Below are 19480 nucleotides of genomic sequence, written 5' to 3'. Positions count from 1 at the left end.
GCTCAGCGCGTCAAAGGGAGGGTTTCTGCGTCTACTATACCCGGTAGCGACAGAGCCCAAACATGTAGCTTGGTTATTTTTCTTCAGGTTTTCCGCAAGGCGACTTGACGGGTCCTTGAGGCTGGACAAGGCCGTTCGCCGCCCTATAATCAGACCATGCCCATCCCCCTGCTCGTCATCGGCGGCCCGACCGCCACCGGCAAGACCGAGGCCGCAGTGCGCCTCGCCGAGCGGCATGGCGGGGAGGTCGTTTCCGCAGACTCAATGCAGATATACCAGGAGTTTGGCGTCGGCACGGCGAAGCCTACGGCCGCCGACCACGCCCGGGCGCGCTTCCACCTGGTAGACGTCGCCGACCCGCGCACGCCGTACACGGTGGCGGACTTCCAGCGTGAGGCTGCTGCGGCCATTGCCGACATCCATGCGCGCGGCAAGCTACCGATCCTATGTGGGGGGACAGGCCTCTACATCCGGGCGGTCTTGGGCGGGCTGAGCTTCCCCCCGGGGGGGACGCCGGAGACGCAGGAGATCCGGCAGCGCCTGGAGCAGGAGGCCGACGCGCACGGGCTCGGCTCGCTGCGGGAGCGTCTGCGGCAGGTGGACCCGCAGACGGTCGCCCGACTGGGGGCCGGTGACCGCAAGCGGATCATCCGGGCGCTGGAGGTCTACGAGCACACTGGAGAGCCTCTGGCGGCCCTGGCTCGCGTTGACGACGCGGCCAAAGTCCACTATAATGCCGCCACTTTCGCCCTGACATCCCCGCGGGCGGTGCTGTACGCGCGCATCGAGGCTCGCGTGGACCAGATGTTGGCTGCCGGGTGGCTGCGGGAGGTCGAGCACCTGCGGGAGGCGGGCGTGACGACGGCCCACCAGGCCATGCAGGCCATCGGCTACCGGCACCTGTTGGCCTTCCTGGAAACGGGCGGAGACTGGGCGGAGGTCGTAGCCCAGATCAAGCGCGATACCCGGCGCTATGCCAAGCGCCAACTGACGTGGTTTCGACGTGAGACGATGACGTGGCTGGAATGGGCGGACTCTGAGGGCTTTGACGCGGCCGTGCGCATGATTGAACAGCATCTCCCTGGGGCAGGTGAGGCGTAATGTCGGGCAAGGCCAGCATCCAAGACGAGTACCTCAAGAAGCTCATTACAAGCCGGACACCCGTGCGCGTGCTGCTGGTCAATGGCAAGGACCTGCGCGGGCTCATCAAGTCCTGTGACGCCTTCACCCTGATTCTGGACATCGGCGGCGTCGAGTTGCTGGTCTACAAGAGCGCCGTCTCGGTGCTGGGGCCCCAGTCGCGCAACAACGAGTAGTTGCGGAACGCCGCGGAGAGCCGCACCCCGCAGCCCCGACACCGAAGGCACGACAGGTACTCCCTGTCGTGCGTGCTTTCTATGGCGGCGCGACGAATCGCGCCACACTGCGAGGGTTGACATGCGCTTCACCAAAATGCACGGCCTCGGCAATGACTACATCTACATAGACGGCATCGGGCAGGACTTGAGCCCCTATGACCTCCCGGAGTTGTCACGCCTGCTGTCCGAGCGCCACTTCGGCATCGGCAGCGATGGCATCATCCTGATTCTCCCCTCGTCGCAGGCTGATTTCCACATGCGCACCTTCAACAGCGACGGCTCCGAGGCCGAGATGTGCGGCAACGCCATGCGCTGCTTCGCCAAGTACGTCTTCGAGCACGGGCTGACCGAGAAGACCGAACTGACGGTCGAGACCGGCGCCGGGCTGATCCGCCCGCGCCTCGACGTGGGTGAGGGCAAGGTACAGTCCGTGCGCGTGGACATGGGCGAGCCGCGCCTGACGCGCGGCGAGATCCCCATGACCGGCGAGGCCGCCGCGCCGGCGCAGGGCGTCGAGGTGCCGCTGCCGGAGTGTAGCTACACCGCCACCTGCGTCTCGATGGGCAACCCCCACTGCGTCATCAAGGTGGACGAGATCTGCGACACCATGGTGCGCGAGCACGGGCCGCAACTGGAGTGCCACAGCCTGTTCCCGCGCAAGACCAACGTGGAGTTCGTGCAGGTGCTGGACCGCAGCGAGGTGCGGATGCGCGTGTGGGAGCGGGGCGCGGGCGAGACCATGGCCTGCGGCACGGGGGCGTGCGCCACGACCGTCGCCGCCATCCTGGGAGGCCACTGCGGTCGCCAGGTGACCGTGCACCTGCTGGGCGGCGACCTGCAGATCGAGTGGTCCGAAGCGGACAACCATGTCTACATGACCGGCCCGGCGACCGAGGTCTGCGAGGGGACGGTCAACGAGGAACTACTGGCTCGGGCCGTCCTATAGGTTCGGGGCCTGAGCGGGCTGGAAGCCCGCACTACGCATCGCTCGGAGGCAACGCAGTGGACATCCCGCAGGCGCAGAGGCTGCAGCGCATTCCGCCGTACCCTTTCCGCGAGATCAATGAGCTGAAGAGCAAGATGATTGCGGACGGCAAGGAGCCGATTGACTTCGGGATCGGCGACCCCGACATGCCCACCCCGGACTTCATCATTGACGCGCTCGCGGAGGCGGCTCACGACCCCGAGACCCACCCGTACGACGAGACGGGCTTCGGTATCCCGGAGTACAAGGCCGCCGTGGCGGACTTCGCCCAGCGCCGCTTTGGCGTCGCGGTGGACCCCGAGGGCAAGGAGATCCAGAGCGTCATCGGGTCCAAGGAAGCCCTGGCGCACATCATCTGGGCCTACATTGACCCCAGCGACGTGGTGCTCGTGCCCGACCCGGCCTACTCGGTCTACAAGGTCCAGACGACCTGGTGTGGCGGCGCGGCCTTCCCGATGCCCCTGCTGCCCGAGAACGGCTTCCTGCCGGACTTCGACGCCATCCCCCGCAGCGTGGCCAAGGCCGCCAAGATGATGTTCCTGAACTACCCGAACAACCCCACCGGGGCCATTGCCGACCTGGCGTTCCTGGAGCAGGCCGTGGCCTTCGCCCGGGAGCATCAGATCATCCTGGTCAATGACTGCGCCTACTCCGAAGTCGCCTACGACGGCGTGCAGCCCCCGAGCGTGCTGCAGATCGAGGGCGCCAAGGACGTCGCCATCGAGATGCACTCGCTGTCCAAGACCTTCAACATGACCGGCTGGCGCGTCGGCTGGGCCATGGGCGGCAAGCCCTATGTCGAGGCCCTGTCGCGCTGCAAGAGCAACATTGACAGCGGCACCTTCATGGCCATCCAGCGGGCGGCCATCGTCGGCCTGAACCGGTTCGAGGACTGGGTCCCGCAGATGCGGAACGAGTACCAGCGCCGCCGCGACGCCTTCGTCTCGGGCCTCAACAGCCTCGGCTGGAAGCTGGACGCGCCCAAGGCCACGTTCTACGTGTGGGTGCCGGTGCCCAAGGGGCACACGAGCAAGAGCTTCGCCACCGACCTGCTGGCCAAGTGCCGCGTGCTGGCCATCCCCGGCGCCGTCTACGGGGAGTACGGCGAGGGCTTCGTGCGCTTCTCGCTGACGATCAAGGGCCAGGACAAGCTGGCGCAGATCGAGGAGGCCATCGCGGCGATGCGGGCGAACCTGACGCTGGAGTTCTGAGGCGTTGCCCCCGGACGAAGGTGCGGGGCGGTCGCAGGACGAAACACGCACAATGCGTAGAGCGCGCTGAGCTTATCCGCGAAGGAGAGTGCGATCTCACCATGGTGCACCCCCCCGAAGGAAGCGGACCGCCGCCCGAAGCGCCCTTCATCATGAAGCTGCACTTCGTGGACGGACATGAGGAAGTGTTCGAGTTCTCGCCGCAGCCCATGCCGGCCGTCGCCGAGGTCGAGGACTTCAGGGGCCGCCTCACGCGGGCCATGAAAGAGGGCATCCTGCGCCTGGTCGTGGATGACAGCGACGTGCTGATCTTCACCTCGGCGCTGGCGTACATCGAGACCACGCCGGGTCTGCCCGCAGCGGGGACCTTTCCCTGGACCTTCCATCGCTTGTGACGGTGCCCAGGCTGCCCCCCCATCCATCCCCGGATCCTTCAGGGCCGACCTCCGCTGAGGCCGGCCCTTTGCATTTCCCGGCGCCTGTTCTATAGTGTTGGCTGTGCGGCCGTAGCCGTTGCCGTACCCAGTCCCTAATCCCTAATGCCTGATCCCCATCCCCATGACTGACATCATCGGCGTTGGCCTGGAACGCAAGGGCGAAGAGATCGAGCGCGCCGTGCTGGTCGGCACCGATCGGCTGATCGGCGAGGGCCTGCGCTCGATGGACGAGCTGGCTGACCTGGCGAAAGCCGCCGGGGCCGAGCCCGTGGGCGTCATGGTGCAGAACCGCGAGGCGCCCCACCAGAACACCTTCCTGGGCAAGGGCAAGCTCCTGGAGCTGAAGGCCGAGATGGCCTCGCTCGACGCCACCGTGGCGCTGTTCGACGGCGAGTTGTCACCGCGGCAAGTGCGGAACCTGGTGGACGCCCTCGAAGGCTGCAAGGTCCTGGACCGGACCGAGCTGATCCTGGACATCTTCGCCCAGCACGCGCACACGGCCGAGGGGAAGCTGCAGGTCGAGTTGGCGCAGCTCTCGTATCTGCTCCCGCGCCTGACCGGGCGGGGGAAGATGATGGACCGGATTGGTGGCGGGGCGGCCGGCGGCGTGGGCGTGCGCGGCCCCGGGGAGACGAAGCTGGAGACCGACCGGCGACGTCTGCGCGCCCGCATCGGGCGCCTGAAGGAGGAACTGGGGGAGGTCAGCCGGCGCCGTGACGTCGAACGCGACACGCGCCGCCGCGCCGGGCTCTCGACCGTGAGCCTCGTCGGCTACACCAATGCCGGCAAGTCTACGCTGCTCAACGCGCTGGCCGGGACCGACGAAGTCTCTGTGCGCGACCGTCTCTTCGAGACCCTCGACCCCACCTGCCGCCGCGTCAACATCGCCGACCACGAGGTGCTGCTCAGCGACACCGTCGGCTTCATCCACGACCTGCCCAAGCAGCTCGTCGAGGCCTTCCGTGCCACGCTGGAGGAGGTCGTCGAGTCCGCAGTGCTGATCCATGTGGTAGACGCCAGCAAGGAGTTTGCTCTGACGGAGATGCGCTCCACCGAGGAGACTCTGCGGAGCTTGAACATCGGGGAGAAGCCGACGATCCTGGCGCTGAACAAGTGGGATCAGATGGCGCCCGCACGCGGCGCCGCGGTGCTGAAGCAGCTCCCCCAGGGGCTGCCCATCTCGGCGCTGACCGGCGAGGGACTGGACGAGCTGCGGGCGGAGATCGCGCGCCACGTCTTTAGCAAGCTGGTGCGGCTGACCCTGGAGTTGCCCTACGCGCGGATGGACCTGGTCAACCTCGCCCACGCCCACGGCCGCGTCTTCAACACCGAGTACGAGGGCGAGGCCGTGAAGGCGGACGTGGAGATCGAGGAAGCCTACGTGGAGCGCTTCCGCCCGTTCGTGGTCGCCACGCCGCCCTCCTGAGCCCCGTCTACTCCACCCGCATGTCGTCCATCACGAGTCGCACCCAATCCCCGTCCTGGTAGGCCGCCTCCTCGACGAAGAAGTGCAGGCTGCTCACCGCCGGCAGGCTCTTGCCCGCCAGCGGGATGCGCACCTGCTGCCACTCGCCGGGCTTGAGGCTCAGCGGGGGGAAGGGCGAGTCGCCCGGCTTGCTCCGGATCGAGAAGTTGATGGCGCGCGCAGGCAGCGCCGGGCGGTTGGTGGTCGGGTACACCCAGAAGGTCAGCGCCTGCTTGCCGGTCCAGTCCAGCGGCGGGACCGGCGTGTAGGTGAGGCTGGGCCAGCCGATAGGGTACTTCTCCTCGCCGCCCTTGTGGTCAATCTTCACCGCGTATGCCAGGGCCGCGTCGCCCTGGTGGACGAGCTGTGTCTCGCGCGCCACGCTGGACTCGGGGAAGCCAGGCCGCCAGTTGCCGATCTCTTCCATGTCGTCCACCAGGCCTGCCTCCGGCTTCCACGGCTCCAGGCTCAGGGCATCGCAGGCCACCCTACCGTCGAGGCGGTAGCATTGCAGGTAGATCTGCGCGAGCTTCACCTGCGCCGGGATGTTGACCAGATAGCGGTGCGTCTCCCACTGGCCGCTGCTGGTGATCGTGCCCAACAGCGCGGCGGGCAGATCGCCCTGCGCCTGCGTCGGCAGGTCCAGGGGCCGCCTGTCCTCGTCGTACTTGTAGAGCAACACGCGCACCAGACCGCTCCTGAAGTCCGGCTTGACGCGCACGCGCACCGCGTATGTCCCCGGCTGCACCCGGACAAACTCGCTCTCGAAGTCCGCCCAGCCCTTGCCGTGCCCGGTCGCGACGGCCGACACCGGCCCCGCTGCCCCGGCGATGGGCCCGTGCACGTCGGCCTTCGCCCCGAGCTTCGGCCCGCTATCCCACGCTCGCATCTGCCTGGGAGCGAAGGTGCAGGGCGGATCGACGACAGCTTCGCCGTTGCCCTTGATGCCTGAGGTCGGGGAGAGGGGCTGCTCGGCCGTCAGCACCTTCTGCCAGGCCGCGTCGCCCAGGGCCGTCTTCACCTGCTCCAGCACGCCCGCCACGACCTCACGGCGGGCCAGCAGCACGCTCGGGTCGTGGTTGTAGTCGGTGAGCGACTTGGAGACGGTCTCCGGCACGACGCTGTACTCCGCCGCCTGCTTGACCAGATCGGGGCGCTTCCTCGCGGCCTTCAGCGCCGCTCCGCCGTCCCGCAGCAGGCACAGGAGGTCATAGTCCTCAAAGCCATCGCGGATGGCCTCCAGGCGGATCGTGGACAGCAGGCTGCCGTCCGGGTGGGGGTAGATCAGGAGCCCGTCGCCGTTGAACTGGAAGTCCTTGGCCGGGCGGGGGTTCCAGGGCCGATCCGGCCAGCGAACCATCTCCCCCCCGCTCCCCGTGGGAGAGGGGGCAGGGGGTGAGGGCTCCTCGTAGTTGGGGCGCCAGAGGTTCGTGGCGTAGTACAGGAAGCCCGTGCAGCGCTCCTGCCATGTCTGCCAGCCCAGCAGCCGCTGTTCGAGCGTGGCGTACTCGATGAAGTAGTTGGCAAAGGGATGCGGTGGGGTGCAGGCCACGTAGGTCCAGACGGTGTCCCCGGCCTGCTGCCGGGCCAGCGTGTCGTGGCGCACAACCTGCATCGTCTGGGGGACCCACAGGTTCACCGCCCCGAGCAGGTCCGGCACGATGGCGGTCGTGGAGCCGCGCGGCATGCCCGGCGCGACCGCCTCGACCATGTCGTACACCTCACGCATGATGCCCTTGAACTGCTCGAAGTCCGGGCGACAGTGGGGCTCGTCGTAGCCGTAGAGCCAGCCGTCGGCGGCCATGTTCGCGGCGGCCAGTTGCCGACGCTGCTCGCGCAGATAGCGGTAGTAGACCAGGTCGCCGAACTTCTCGGGCGTGTCGGGGCAGTAGCCCAGGCAGACGGCGTTCAGGCCGCGCTCGCGCATCCGCTGGAGGTCCTTCAGCCCCGGCCACGCCCATGGGGTGTACAGGTTCATCGGGTTGAGCTTGTGGGCCAGCAGGAAGTCCTCGGCGGCGTGGCGCTCGGCCTCGGCCATGGGGCGCTTGAAGTAGTTGCGGTACTCGCCCTCGAAGAACGCGAAGGCGGTCTTGAGGCGCGGGCGCAGGGGCAGGCTGAAGTTCCGCACCTGCACCGTTAGCGCGACCTGGCTTTGTGGCAGCCCCTCCGGCCTGAGGGTGATTGTGCCCCGGTAGGCGCCCGGCCTGGTGCCCGCCGGGCAGGCGACAGTGACCCAGAGGGGCTGCGTCTCCCCCTGCTTGCAGAAGCTGTCAGCGAGCGGCCCCAGGCCCTGCTTGCCGCTCCCAGGCCAATCCAGCGGGAGGAGCGGGTCAGGCCACCAGCCGCCGCGGTCCACCGGGTAGCTGGTCTTGAGCATCTCGACATAGCCCACGGCGTTGACAGTGACGAGGCTACGCGGGAGCTTGGCCCCGCCCGGGACGATGAGGTCTGTCCAGTCGGCGGCCAGGCGTGGGATGTCCTTCGTCATCGCGCGGACGACGATCTGCCCGTCCTCGTGCTCATTGCCCGCCACCGACAGCTTCAGCTCGCGCCGGACGTTCAGGTCCGTGTCGTCCCGCATGATCTTGCGCAAGCTGTGCTCGGTGGCGATGCAGTACGACCCATCGGGCACGGTCCGGGCCGCCCCCATCTCCAGAGCGAGGGCCGCCGCCTCGGCCACCAGCCGCTCGCAGTCCTGGTCCAGGGCATTGGACTCCTGCAGGCTGACCTGGTCCAGGGCCTGGAAGCGCTGGACCGCCGCCTCCGTCTCATGCTTCACAGCTGCCAGCCGGGCCATCTGCTCCGCGGCCGCTCCGGGGGCCAGCCGCTGCAGAGCCAGCGTCTTGGCCGCCAGCCTGGGCAGCAACTGCCGCGACCGCTGGGCGGCGTAGCCGACCACGTTGTCAATGATGAAGCTCACCGCATCGCCGTGGTTGTAGTCCGACTCGGACAGGAAGAACTGCCAGTGGACGATGGCGTCGTGCCGGAAGGTGCCCAGGTCCAGTCGGAAGTGCTGCCACTTCCCGAGGGGGAGTTGGCCCAGGTTGGCCGACCAGTTCGCACCGCTCTGGTCGCGCAGGATCATGTGCAGCGACGAGCCGGGCATGGCGGCGCGGCTGCTCTCGGTCCAGATGTCGAACCCGATCGCCCCGACGGGGGAGAGGTCCAGGGGCGGCTGCGGGTTGCGCTCGACCCGCGGCCAGCCCTTCGGATACTGCTTGCCCTGGATGCCCTCGCCGGCGTTGTGGTCAATCTTGACGTCAAAGCGCAGGGCCTGCTTGCCCTCGGCGACACGGGCGGTCTCGGGGCGCAGGGAGGCCTCCTTCTGGCCGCCGGTGCGCCAGGCGGCCAGGTCCTCCATGGCGTCAACGACGAGGGTAGGCTCGGCATGGGCCAGGGCCGAGACGAGCAGGGCCAGGGCTGGCAGCAGGCAGAATCGCATGGGCTTTCTCCCGTGGGGATGGGGTCCGAAGACATTCGCCGAGCGGGGTGGGAGCACCTGCGGGGCGGGCCGACAGCATCGCTTTAGCACTCGCCCATGGAGAGTGCTAATTCCCTCTTGCCAAACCGCTCGCCATGCGCTATATTCTGTCTCACCCGCTCCGGCGGGGCAGTGCATGGCAATGGTGGGCCGCGCCCGAGACCGGGCGGGCCCCTTCAGATGCCGTCAGCGACCCGAAGGGAGGTACAGTTAGTGGCTCTGAAAGTGCTAGGCGCCAGAGTGATGATCAAGGTTGATGAGGCCAAGACCACCGAGGGTGGCATCCTGCTGCCCGAGACCGCCCGTGAGAAGCCGCAATGGGGCACCGTCGTCTGCGTGGGTGAGTATCGCCTGGAAGATGGCTCCACCCAGCCCCTGGATGTCAAAGCCGGCGACCGCGTGGTATTCGCCAAGTACGGCGGCCGCGAAGTCAGCGACGCTGGTGAGGATTACCTGATCCTCGAAGCCGACCAGGTCTACGCCAAGCTCGCGTAGAGGCGTCGGCCGGCGCGGGCTGCAAGCCCGCACTACCCCTGAAACGAAGGAGATTCTGAGGCTATGGCCGCCAAGGATATTCTGTTTGACGAGAATGCTCGTCGGGCCCTGGAGCGGGGCGCCAATGCCGTCGCCAATGCCGTCAAGGTGACGCTTGGCCCCGCCGGGCGCAACGTGCTGCTGGACAAGAAGTTCGGTTCCCCCGTGATCACCAAGGACGGCGTCACCGTCGCCAAGGAGATCGAGCTGGAGGACAACTTCGAGAACATGGGGGCGCAGCTTCTGAAGGAAGCCGCGTCCAAGACGAACGACATCGCCGGTGACGGCACCACCACCGCCACCGTACTGGCGCAGGCCATGATGCGCGAGGGCCTCAAGTCCGTCGCCGCCGGCGCCAACCCGATGCTCATCAAGCGCGGCATCGACAAGGCCGTCGCGGCCGTCGTCGCTGCGCTGCGCGAGAGCGCTACACCCGTGAGCACCGAAGAGGAGATGCGCAACGTCGCCTCCATCGCCGGTAACTCCGAGAGCATCGGCGAGATCGTCGCCGACGCCATGGGTGAGGTCGGCAAGGACGGCGTCATCACCGTCGAAGAGTCCAAGTCCACCGAGACGAACCTGAAGCTCGTCGAGGGCATGCAGTTCGACAAGGGCTATCTTTCCCCGTATTTCATCAACGACCGCGAGACGATGGCCTGCGTGCTCGAAGAGCCCTACATCCTGCTGTTCGAGAAGAAGATCAGCGCCGTCGCCGATCTCGTGCCCGTGCTCGAGAAGGTCGTCCAGTCCGGCAAGCCGATGCTGATCGTCGCTGAGGACCTCGAGGGCGAGGCCCTGGCCACGCTCGTCGTCAACCGCCTGCGCGGCATCCTGAACGTCTGCGCCGTCAAGGCCCCGGGCTTCGGCGACCGCCGCAAGGCCATGCTCGAGGACATCGCGGTGCTGACCGCCGGGACGTTCATCTCCGAGGACCTCGGCATCAAGCTCGAGAGCATTGACATGACGATGCTGGGCTCGGCCAAGCGCATCACCGTCAGCAAGGACGAGACCACGATCGTCGAGGGTGCGGGCAAGGAAGACGCCATCAAGGCGCGCATCGCCCAGATCCGCCGGCAGATCGAGGAGACCGATAGCGACTACGACCGCGAGAAGCTGGAAGAGCGGCTGGCGAAGCTGGCCGGCGGCGTGGCCGTCATCGAGGTCGGCGCGGCCACCGAGACCGAGCTCAAGGAGCGCAAGCATCGCTTCGAGGACGCCCTGAGCGCCACGCGCGCGGCCGTCGAAGAGGGCATTGTGGCCGGCGGCGGCGCGTCGCTGGTACACGCCCTGCCGGTGCTGGACGACGTCAAGGCCGAAGACGATGCCGCCATCGGTGTGGACATTGTCCGCAAGGCCCTGCCCGAGCCGCTCAAGCAGATCGCTGCCAACGCCGGCTACGAGGGTTCCGTGGTCGTCAGTGAGGTCCTGGGCAGCAAGAAGAAGTCCCAGGGCTTCGACGCCCGCACGGGCGAGTACACCAACATGCTGAAGGCCGGCATCATTGACCCGCTGAAGGTCACGCGGTCGGCCCTGGAGAACGCGGCGAGTGTCGCCAGCATGCTGCTCACGACCGAGAGCGCGCTGGCCGAGCTGCCCGAAGATAAGAGTAAGGCTCCGGCCATGCCCGCCATGCCGCCCGGCGGCATGGGCATGTAGGCAGGAAGCCGGATCGCTGCAGACGAAACCGACAGGCGGGCCCATTGTGGCCCGCCTGTCTGCGTGTGGACTGACGGCAACCGGAGGACCGCCATGCCTGCCCGCCTGGCCCTTGCCCTGGCCGCCCTGTGCGGCGCCACCCTCGCCCTCGCCCAGACCAACCCCGTCAGCAACCCCGGCTTCGAGACTCTGGCCCCGGCCACCAACCTGCCACAGGACTGGGAGCCGGTGTACTGGAGCAACCCGCGCGGGAAGATCGAGGCCTCCGACGACGCCCACAGCGGCGCCCGCTCGCTGCAGATCACCGGCTTGCCCCGCGAGCAGATCACCGATGCCGGCAAGGCGAACAACAACATCGCCGGCCAGGAGCTGGGCGACCGCCTCGTCGGGCCCGGCCGCATGACCCTCCGCGTGTGGCTGAGGACCTCGGGCGATGGCATGGCCTACTGCTCGGTGATGACCGCCGACGAGAAGGGCAACCGCCTGCAGTACCTGTCCAGCCGGCGCATCGAGCAGCAGCCCGAGTGGACAGAACTGGTCTGGGACTTCAGCACCGACGCCGCCACGCGCAGCGTCCTGCTCTATCTGCGCAACGGCGGCGCCGGCTCCGTCTGGTACGACGACGTGCAACTCATCCCCGCCGGCGATGTGCTGGACAACGACTTCGCCCGTGCGATCGTCGAGCCGATCCTGGGCGGCCGCGTGTGCAGCTATGTGCTCAAGCCCGGGGATCACGAGACCACCGTGTGGCAGGGGATCCGCCCCGGTGGCATGGCCGCCGAGATTGCCCCGGCCGAGGCGCCCCCAGGCCTGCTGCGCGACGACCCGTGTATCCTGGAGGTCATCGAGCCCCGGCGCTGCGTCCGCGTGCGGCACCAGGGCGCCGGCGGCAGCCTCGCCGACCTGCAGTTTGAAAAGGAGCTGCGGCTGCCGGACGGGTCGGCGTCGCTGGAAGTGACGCTGCGGGTGCGCAATACGGCGGCCGAGAAGCGGTGCCTGAGCCTCCGGGTCCAGCAGGCCCTGCCCCCAGGCCACGGCGTCTTCACCTGGCCGGCGCGCGACCATCTGCGCGTCGTGCAGCCGCTGGAAAGCCTGACGCGGGCCAACATCCCGATCACCGACCTCCGCGAGGGCTGGCTGGCCTACAGCGACCCCGCGGCGCAGCGCAGCCTGGCGGTCCTCTTCGATCGCGCCCAGACCGAACACGCCCTCGTCTCCCTCACGCCCGCCCTCAACACGCTGGAGTGGACATACCGGCCCGTCGAGCTGCCGGCTGGCGGGACCTGGCAGACGACCTACCTCATCGCGCCCGTCCCCGGCGGCGGGCCCATCGTCAGCGCCAGCCGGGACTTGGCCGTATCGCTCAGCCCGCTGAACTTGCCGGGCGCGGGCGACCTCACGCTGGGCGTAGCGCCCGTGAGCGGCGCGAGATCGGCCGAAGTGCGCGTGACGGGCCGCGTGGCGGGCAAGCCTGTGTCGTGGCAGCAGACCGTCCCCCTGTCCCCGACTACGCCGGCCGCCCTGAAGCTGCCGTGGCCCGGGCAGCAGGTTCAGGAACTGCGCTTGGTCGCCGGCACGGGGCCGACTGCGCAGAGCGTGGCGCTCTCACCCGCGCTCATCAATGCCCGGTTCCCGCAGAACCTGCCCGCGCCGCCGGATGACAACCCCTACCCGGCGCTGGCGGGTTTCTACCCGTTCGGCGAGTACTTCCGCGGCTACACCGGGCCGGAGATGGGCACGTTGCAGCAGGCCACCGAGCGGCAGCTTCGGCTGTACCGGCGAGCGTACCTGAACACGTACATCGTCGGCGAGAACATCTGCCTGACGCCGCTGAAGGCGGGGGAGAAGCCGTGGCTGTGCGACCTGGCGCGGCAGTACCACATGCGCCTGATCCCCAAGGGCGACATGCTGCGGCGCTTCGGGCACCGGCCCGACGGCGCCTACGTGGAGCTGCCCGAGCCGCCCGGAACGCGGGAGGCCATGCTGGCGCGCATCGCCGAGACCGGCTTTGACCTGGATCTGCGCCGCACCTTTGCCCGCGAGTACGGCGACCTCATCCTCGCCTACGACCTGAGCGATGAACCGGGCTCGGGCCATGTGCCGGCGTATGTGGAGTTGCAGTCCCTGTACCGCGAGGCCGACCCCAACCACCCCGTGCTCGTGATCCTCAACCTCGACCGCACCGAGTACCTGCCGTACATGCCGGTGTACTACGGTGATGAGTACCCGATCCGCAACACTGGCCGCCGCCCATGGGAAGTGACCAAGCTCGTGCGCTTCTGCGCCCGGCAGACCCCGGCCCCCGTATGGGTGATGCTACCGGCCTTCGGCGGCCGGGAGGGCTACACGTGGCTGCTGCCGACCGGCCCTGAGACGCGGCTGATGATCTGGCTGGTCGTGGCCAACGGCGGCAAGGGCATCACGTGGCATGGCAGCCAGTCGCCGCCCTGCTGGCGCTACAACCAGCACTACTTCTACACACTGTGCGACTCGTGGGGTGTGGGGACGTCGGGGTGGGAGGCGCTGCGCGCGGCGGGCCGGCAGGTCACGGCCATCGGGCCGTCGCTGCTGGAGACGGACTGCGTGGACGACCACCCCTTCACCGCCGAGGCGCAGCCGCTGGACCTGGGCAAGGCGGCCTACCAGGGCCCGGCGGTGACGCTCGGGGTGCTCAAGCAGCGCACCGGCGGCGGCTTCTTCATCGTGGCCGTGAACCAGGACGTGGAGCATGAGCAGCAGGCGACGCTGCGGGCCGACGCCGGCAAGCTCGGGGCCGCGACCCAGCTCTGTGACCTGAGCGGCCTCACCGCGCCGGCACCCTTCCCCGCTGGTGGCCTGGCCGTCACGCTGGCTCCCGGCGACGGCCGCGTGCTTTACTGCGGGACTGCGGCGGGGGCGCAGGCGGCCTTGGCCGCCGTGCATCGGGGCCACTACGACAACGAGCGCGTCATCTACGACATGGACGCCGCAGTCGCCGCGGCCAATGGTGTGGACCTCGGTGCTGCCGCCGGGCTATCGCGGCAGGCCGCCGAGGCCACCAAGCGCGGCGACTACACCCTCGCCCACGCCCGCCTGTCGGCCGCCCAGGCCAAGCTCGCGGAGGCCGTGACGGCGGCGAAGCCGCTGGGCGAGGTGCTCGCCCAACTCCAGGACAGCCTACGCCTGCTGTCAGAGGTGGCGGACGTCTACCGGGCCAACTTCGACGTGCTCGTCCCTCCGGACCTCGTCAAGCAGAGCCCGCGCTCGCAGCCCTTCGCGAACACGCGGGACGCGAAGCTGCAGCAGCTCGTGGATGACACAGCGGAGGCGTTCTGCCAGCGGCTGTTGTTGGAGGATCGTGTCGTTGCGGGCGAGGCGGCCGCCGTAGCCGCTCCCGCCGCCGAGTTGCTGGCGCAAGCGCAGCGGCTGCACGCCGAGGCCATCCCGTACGTGCGCAGCCGGGCCGGCGCCACGCCGTAGTGTGCTGTCCCGGTGATGGCTAGAGGCTGTGCAGTAGGGCAGGCGGCTCGCCTGCCCGCGCGGGCGGGCCGCCCGCGCTACTGGGAGCACATAGCCAATCACGGGACGCGACACTAGCGCCCGAGCAGCCTGCGACCCAGCTCATTCAGGACACTCCATGCTACCCCTACGTGACAACATCCCGTCCTCGCGCCCGCCGGTGGTCAACTACCTGATCATCGCCACCTGCCTGCTCGTGTTTGTGTGGCAGGTCCAGGAGAAGGACTTGCGGACGGAGTTCGCGCTCAACCCCGCGCACCTCATCCACCGAGACGCCGGGGAGCCCCTGAGCTTCGTCTTCCTGACCATCCTGACCTCGATGTTCATGCACGGTGGGGTGCTGCACCTGGCGGGGAACATGCTCTTCCTGTGGATCTTCGGCGATAACGTCGAGGACCGCATGGGGCACTTCCGCTATCTGGTCTTCTACCTGCTGTGTGGGACGATCGCCGCGCTGGCACATGCGCTGGTCTCCGGCTTCGCGTCAGTGCCGGTGCTGGGGGCTAGCGGCGCCATTGCCGGCGTCCTGGGCGCCTACTTCGTGCTCTTCCGGGGCGCCACGGTGCGCACACTGGTCATCCTGGTGGTCTTCATCACCGTCGTGGACCTGCCTGCGGTGGTGTTCCTGGGCCTGTGGTTCGTCTTCCAGTTCTTCGCGGGGTTGGGCAGCATCGGGGGCGCCGGTGGGGGTGTGGCCGTCTGGGCGCACATTGGCGGCTTCATCGCCGGCCTGTGGCTGGTGAAGCGGTTCGCGGTGATGCCGCGACGTACGCTTCCGCGGCCGCGTGTGCTGGATGTGCGGTACTGAGGGGCGGGCTACGGGGTACGGGTTACGCGAAGGCAGACGGGGCGCCGCCGTGAGGACGGCGCCCCGTGTCGATTCCTCACGCCTTGCGCTTCAGCAGCAGCCACCACGTGACGAAGCCGACCACTGCCAGCGCCAGCACGAAGCCCACGATCCGCACGAGCGGGATCTTGCCGCCCTCGGTCGGCTCTCCCGCGGCTCCACCGGCCGCCGGGGCCCTGGCCGCCACTGGCTCGGCCACGTTCGTCGGCGACACCTGGTACCAGAAGTTCACGCCCTCGTACAGCACGTCCGGCGCCTTGTTGCGGCTGCCGTGCTGCAGGTCGAACCGGAAGCTCTTCTGGAACGGGATGCAGTCCGAGACCAGGTAGCGGTAGCAGTCCACCATCGGTGGCTCGCGATCCTGCTTGAACGTCACCCCGCAGAAGAGGTTCGCCTTCTCCCCGGCCTCGAAGTACCAGGCGTTGTTGAAGTAGTCCTCAGTGCCCGTGCCCTCGATGGTCGGCTTGGCGCCGCCATCGATGTAGATCTGCTCATTGCCTTCGAGAAAGGCGAAGGTCTTCCGGTCTTTGCCGTCCACACACAGGTTCGTGCCCACGAAGATCCCCTCGCCCGTGACGTTCAGCAGCGTCATGGGTTGGTCGGCGACGGAGAGTTGGGAGAAGTACTGCGCGCACAGGCGGTACCTCGGGGCCTGCTTGAGCGGCATGTGGTGGATCGCCACTTCGGCCGACGGGAGAGCGCCCTTCCCGAACGGCTCCAGGGCCACCGTCATGGACTGGGCGAAGAACATCGGGAAGGCGAGGCGTAGCGCTCCGTCCCCCACCGGCGTACCGATGGCCGGGATCCAGCCGCGTCGCTTTTCCGCCGCACGGTGCCCTGTGCCGAACAGCGCGCCCACGGGTGCATCAATGGTCCGCACCCCGTCGCACGTCACGACCAGCCGCGTCGCCCGCAGTTGCTCGGGCGTGGCGGCGTCGCCGACGGTGAGGGCCAGACATTGCACCTGGGCCGGGCCCGACACCGGCACCGTCCACGCCTTCCCCAACGTCAGCGGCCCCTTCGCCGCAGTGGCGGGATTGCCCCAGAAGCTCGGCTCCAGGGCGTAGGCTTGCCCCAACTCCTCGCGGATGGGCTTGAGGTCCAGCTTCGCAGCGGCCGCCAGCTCTGTCGCCGGCACTTGCCGATAGCCGACCTGCAGGTAGAACTTCATCGGCTCGTTCGTGCCCTGCTCAAAGCTGTGGGCGCGGAACACGGCCTGCTTCTTGACGAAGACCGGGACATACGACCAGTAGGCCTGCTTGTCCAGAGAACGCAGGGGACTGGTCTTGCGCCACTGCTCCTCGCTCCACCGGCCTCGGTCCACCAGCGTCTCCTTCTTCCCATCCACGATCATGTCCAGCGAGGATAGCTTCGTGTTGCTGGAGGTGGACCAGATGCGGAAGATGATGGCGGGGCCGGTGATCGTGCCGATGGTGGCCGTCTGGCCGGGCTTGAGGCTGAAGAAGTCCTTGCCCTCGCCGGACATGGCAGTGGTTGCCAGCAGCTTCAGCGGGTGCCGGAGCTGGGGGGGCAGGTTCTCGGGGCTGAACCAGGTGGGGCTCTGCGCCATCGTCACCGCCGAGAGGCAGACAAACACCAGCGCGAAGGTGAGACTGGACTGGATGAAGCGGGACATTGCGGCCTCCATGCAGGGAGCGGACTGTGCGCATTATAACGTCTCGGGGCAGGAGTGACACCTTCCGGTGTTTCTGATATGCTGAGGCGAATCGGGCAGGTGCGATATCGCCAATGAACTGCGGGACGAATGCGGGGCTGAGTCGCTTGGTGGGCCTGCTGGCCGCCATCGTGGTCGGTACGATCCCGGCGCATGCGGCTGGGCGACCGCTGGTGCTGGTCACGATGCCCGACATGGCTGCCATCGTGCAGGCGGTCGCGGGCGACCTGGTGGAGATGCAGGTCGTGCTGCCGCCCGGTTCCGACCCCCACGACTTCACCATCTCCGCCGCGCAGGTGCGGAGCTTTGGCCGCAGCGAGTTGGTCATCTATGCAGCCAGCTCCTCGCATGAGTTCGAGGCAGCCATCAAATCCGCCCTGCGCGACAAGCCCTCCCTGGACTGGGACGACTACGCCGCCCGGGGCGCCGCGCTGCACGACTACCCCGGCTACCCCCGCAACCCCCACGCGCCGTGGCTCCGCCTGGACAACGCCGTCGCCATCGCGCGCGCCGTCGCGGGGCGGCTGGCCCAGATAGGGCTGCCCGCGGCGGTGCTTCAGGCGCGTCTGCAGGCCTTCGAGCAGGAGCTGGCCGCCCAGCGCCAGGCGGGCCTGCGTGTCGTCCAGGAACGCGGGCTGTCCGGTCGGCCGATGCTGGCCATGATCCCCGGTGTCTGTGACGTCATCGCCAACTTCGGCGTGCCGGTGGGCGAAGTCGCCATGGCGGAGGGCTCCGGCACGGTGGCCGGCCGGCGCCTGCAAGAGGCCGTGGCGCAGTTGCGCCGGGGCGCCTACTCGGCCATTGTCTGCCCGCTGTCCATGCGCCAGTCCAAGCAGGGCGAGGCGGCCCGCCAGATCGCCAGCGACAGCGGCGCGCCCATCGTCTACGTGCATTTCCTGGACACACGCCCGGGGCAGGACACGTACCTGTCACAGATGGCCGACAACACCGCCGCCCTGGCGGCCATTGACGCCAGGGGCGTGGAGCCGAAGACGTCGCCCGCGACGACTGGCGCCCGGCTGCTGGCAGCCGGGCTCCTGGGGCTACTGCTGGGGATCGTCATCGGCCGTCGCCTGTCCCGTCCCCGCGCGCCCTCCTGCGGCGCGGGCATCTTCGATCGGTAGCGGCGCGATTCATCGCGCCGTGCATCTCACTGCGCCGTGCGGGCGCGATAAATCGCGCCACTACAGGGGCTATGAACTCTCCTGCTCGCCAATCGGCCTTCCTGCGCCTGGTCAACGCCCCGTTGGCGCGGCTGTACGGCGCCTGGCGGGTGCCGCGCACCCCGGACTTCCCCACGAGCTTCGTCATCGAGACCACCAGCCGGTGCAACCTGAACTGCCGCATGTGCCCGCGCCGGGACATGCGGCGGCCCGCGCGGGACATGAGCCCGGACCTGTTCGAGCGGCTCATCGAGCAGATCGCGGCGGCTGAGGCGCGTTCGGGCGGGCATGTGCGCTTTCTGGCGCTGCACTGGTTCGGCGAGCCGCTGCTGCACCCACGACTGCTGGACTTTGTCCATCTGGCCGGCGAGCGGCTGCCCGGCCTGCTGGCGTACGGGCAGGAACGGAACGCCATGCGGGGCCTGACGCTCAGCACGAACGCGACGCTGCTGGACCAGGCAGCCGCGGCCGGGCTGCTGGCCTCACCCCTGACGTGGCTGGGGGTGTCCGTGGACGGTAGCAGCCCCGAGACGTATGAGAGCCTGCGCTGCGGCGGCGCCTTCGCCCAGGTCATGGACAACGTGCGGGGCCTGCTGGAGCTGAACGCGACGAGCGACCGCGACCTCCCTGTCATTGCCCTGCAGGTGATTGCCACTGAGGCGACGCTGCCGGAGTTCAGCGCCGTCGTGGCGCGCTGGCAGGCCCTGGCCCGCGGGCGGCCGAACGTCCGCCTCGAGCTGAAGCCGTGGACTGACTGGGCCGGGCAGGTCGTCGCCCCCGAGTTGGCGCGACCCGACCGGCGCCGCGGCTTTGTGTACGTGGACTGCGGGCGGCTGCACGACACGCTCGTCATCGGCGCGGGCGGCGAGATCGGCCTGTGTTGCTATGACGTGCAGGCGGACTTCGGCCTGGGGAACGCCACCGAGCAGACGATCCCCGAGATCTGGCACGGGGACAAGCTGCAGGCCCTGCGGCGGCGGATGAGGTGGGGGAGACTGGCGGGGCTGCCGCTGTGCCAGGATTGCGCGATGGGGCGGAAGTACCCGCTGGACTACTTGAGGCGTCGCTGAGGTCCGGTCGGGGTCGGTGACCCCTCCCACGCGCGGACCACGGCCCTCATGTGGGCCACGCCACTGAGCAGACGCCAGTCTGTGGGAGCGGTCACCGACC

General features: G+C 68.5%; 14 protein-coding genes. 12 read left to right on the top strand and 2 right to left on the bottom strand.

The window, feature by feature from the left end; all coding sequences use genetic code 11:
• Window positions 1–156: 156 nt before the first annotated feature.
• The 6 genes from miaA (at window position 157) to hflX (ending at window position 5417) form a co-directional block, all read left to right on the top strand.
• Window positions 157–1101 carry a tRNA (adenosine(37)-N6)-dimethylallyltransferase MiaA gene (miaA, locus tag LLH23_19595; protein ID MCE5240671.1) on the top strand — a complete coding sequence of 315 codons (945 nt, stop codon included), beginning with the start codon at window positions 157–159 and terminating at the stop codon, window positions 1099–1101.
• Window positions 1101–1316 (top strand): RNA chaperone Hfq, encoded by a 216-nt coding sequence (locus LLH23_19590; protein ID MCE5240670.1) that lies wholly within the window; start codon window positions 1101–1103, stop codon window positions 1314–1316. The genes miaA and LLH23_19590 overlap by 1 nt, the downstream gene beginning before the upstream one ends.
• Window positions 1317–1437: 121 nt before the next feature.
• Complete coding sequence (gene dapF / locus LLH23_19585; GenBank protein MCE5240669.1) at window positions 1438–2304, top strand: diaminopimelate epimerase; 867 nt, start codon at window positions 1438–1440, stop codon at window positions 2302–2304.
• Between the two features lie 62 nt (window positions 2305–2366).
• Window positions 2367–3554 carry an LL-diaminopimelate aminotransferase gene (locus LLH23_19580; protein MCE5240668.1) on the top strand — a complete coding sequence of 396 codons (1188 nt, stop codon included), beginning with the start codon at window positions 2367–2369 and terminating at the stop codon, window positions 3552–3554.
• Between the two features lie 101 nt (window positions 3555–3655).
• Complete coding sequence (locus tag LLH23_19575; GenBank protein ID MCE5240667.1) at window positions 3656–3949, top strand: hypothetical protein; 294 nt, start codon at window positions 3656–3658, stop codon at window positions 3947–3949.
• Between the two features lie 163 nt (window positions 3950–4112).
• Window positions 4113–5417, top strand: a complete 1305-nt coding sequence (hflX, locus tag LLH23_19570) for a GTPase HflX (protein MCE5240666.1) — start codon at window positions 4113–4115, stop codon at window positions 5415–5417.
• A gap of 7 nt (window positions 5418–5424) precedes the next feature.
• Here hflX and LLH23_19565 read toward each other — a convergent pair whose 3' ends face one another.
• A complete protein-coding gene (locus LLH23_19565) occupies window positions 5425–8898 on the bottom strand; it encodes a DUF4091 domain-containing protein (GenBank protein MCE5240665.1) in 3474 nt (1157 codons plus the stop codon).
• A gap of 219 nt (window positions 8899–9117) precedes the next feature.
• Between LLH23_19565 and LLH23_19560 the strand changes: the two genes are divergently transcribed.
• From LLH23_19560 to LLH23_19545, 4 genes are all read left to right on the top strand, one after another.
• Window positions 9118–9432: a co-chaperone GroES gene (locus tag LLH23_19560; GenBank protein MCE5240664.1), complete on the top strand. Its 315-nt coding sequence runs from the start codon at window positions 9118–9120 to the stop codon at window positions 9430–9432.
• 63 nt (window positions 9433–9495) lie between these two features.
• On the top strand, window positions 9496–11127 hold the full coding sequence (gene groL, locus LLH23_19555; GenBank protein MCE5240663.1) for a chaperonin GroEL: 1632 nt from the start codon (window positions 9496–9498) through the stop codon (window positions 11125–11127).
• A 93-nt stretch (window positions 11128–11220) separates the two neighbouring features.
• Window positions 11221–14586, top strand: coding sequence for a hypothetical protein (locus tag LLH23_19550; protein MCE5240662.1), 3366 nt, complete (start codon window positions 11221–11223; stop codon window positions 14584–14586).
• Between the two features lie 157 nt (window positions 14587–14743).
• Complete coding sequence (locus LLH23_19545; protein ID MCE5240661.1) at window positions 14744–15433, top strand: rhomboid family intramembrane serine protease; 690 nt, start codon at window positions 14744–14746, stop codon at window positions 15431–15433.
• A gap of 76 nt (window positions 15434–15509) precedes the next feature.
• On the opposite strand, the gene LLH23_19540 is transcribed toward LLH23_19545, so the two are convergent.
• A complete protein-coding gene (locus LLH23_19540; protein ID MCE5240660.1) occupies window positions 15510–17108 on the bottom strand; it encodes a DUF2961 domain-containing protein in 1599 nt (532 codons plus the stop codon).
• 149 nt (window positions 17109–17257) lie between these two features.
• Here LLH23_19540 and LLH23_19535 point away from each other — a divergent pair, with 149 nt between their 5' ends.
• Both LLH23_19535 and LLH23_19530 read left to right on the top strand, forming a co-directional pair.
• Window positions 17258–18271: a zinc ABC transporter substrate-binding protein gene (locus tag LLH23_19535; protein ID MCE5240659.1), complete on the top strand. Its 1014-nt coding sequence runs from the start codon at window positions 17258–17260 to the stop codon at window positions 18269–18271.
• Between the two features lie 71 nt (window positions 18272–18342).
• Window positions 18343–19380 carry a radical SAM protein gene (locus LLH23_19530; protein MCE5240658.1) on the top strand — a complete coding sequence of 346 codons (1038 nt, stop codon included), beginning with the start codon at window positions 18343–18345 and terminating at the stop codon, window positions 19378–19380.
• Window positions 19381–19480 lie beyond the last annotated feature (100 nt).

The organism is bacterium (genome assembly GCA_021372615.1).
Classification (GTDB): domain Bacteria; phylum Armatimonadota; class Zipacnadia; order Zipacnadales; family UBA11051; genus JAJFUB01.
The sequence above is the reverse complement of the archived record's forward strand: the minus strand, read 5'-3'. Positions and strand labels throughout refer to the sequence as shown.

What these genes read in the sequence shown, in the direction of transcription:
- miaA (MCE5240671.1), top strand. Translation starts at nt 157, where the DNA reads ATGCCCATCCCCCTGCTCGTCATCGGCGGCCCGACCGCCACCGGCAAG.
- LLH23_19590 (MCE5240670.1), top strand. Translation starts at nt 1,101, where the DNA reads ATGTCGGGCAAGGCCAGCATCCAAGACGAGTACCTCAAGAAGCTCATT.
- dapF (MCE5240669.1), top strand. Translation starts at nt 1,438, where the DNA reads ATGCGCTTCACCAAAATGCACGGCCTCGGCAATGACTACATCTACATA.
- LLH23_19575 (MCE5240667.1), top strand. Translation starts at nt 3,656, where the DNA reads ATGGTGCACCCCCCCGAAGGAAGCGGACCGCCGCCCGAAGCGCCCTTC.
- hflX (MCE5240666.1), top strand. Translation starts at nt 4,113, where the DNA reads ATGACTGACATCATCGGCGTTGGCCTGGAACGCAAGGGCGAAGAGATC.
- LLH23_19565 (MCE5240665.1), bottom strand. Translation starts at nt 8,898, where the DNA reads ATGCGATTCTGCCTGCTGCCAGCCCTGGCCCTGCTCGTCTCGGCCCTG.
- LLH23_19560 (MCE5240664.1), top strand. Translation starts at nt 9,118, where the DNA reads ATGCCGTCAGCGACCCGAAGGGAGGTACAGTTAGTGGCTCTGAAAGTG.
- groL (MCE5240663.1), top strand. Translation starts at nt 9,496, where the DNA reads ATGGCCGCCAAGGATATTCTGTTTGACGAGAATGCTCGTCGGGCCCTG.
- LLH23_19550 (MCE5240662.1), top strand. Translation starts at nt 11,221, where the DNA reads ATGCCTGCCCGCCTGGCCCTTGCCCTGGCCGCCCTGTGCGGCGCCACC.
- LLH23_19545 (MCE5240661.1), top strand. Translation starts at nt 14,744, where the DNA reads ATGCTACCCCTACGTGACAACATCCCGTCCTCGCGCCCGCCGGTGGTC.
- LLH23_19540 (MCE5240660.1), bottom strand. Translation starts at nt 17,108, where the DNA reads ATGTCCCGCTTCATCCAGTCCAGTCTCACCTTCGCGCTGGTGTTTGTC.
- LLH23_19530 (MCE5240658.1), top strand. Translation starts at nt 18,343, where the DNA reads ATGAACTCTCCTGCTCGCCAATCGGCCTTCCTGCGCCTGGTCAACGCC.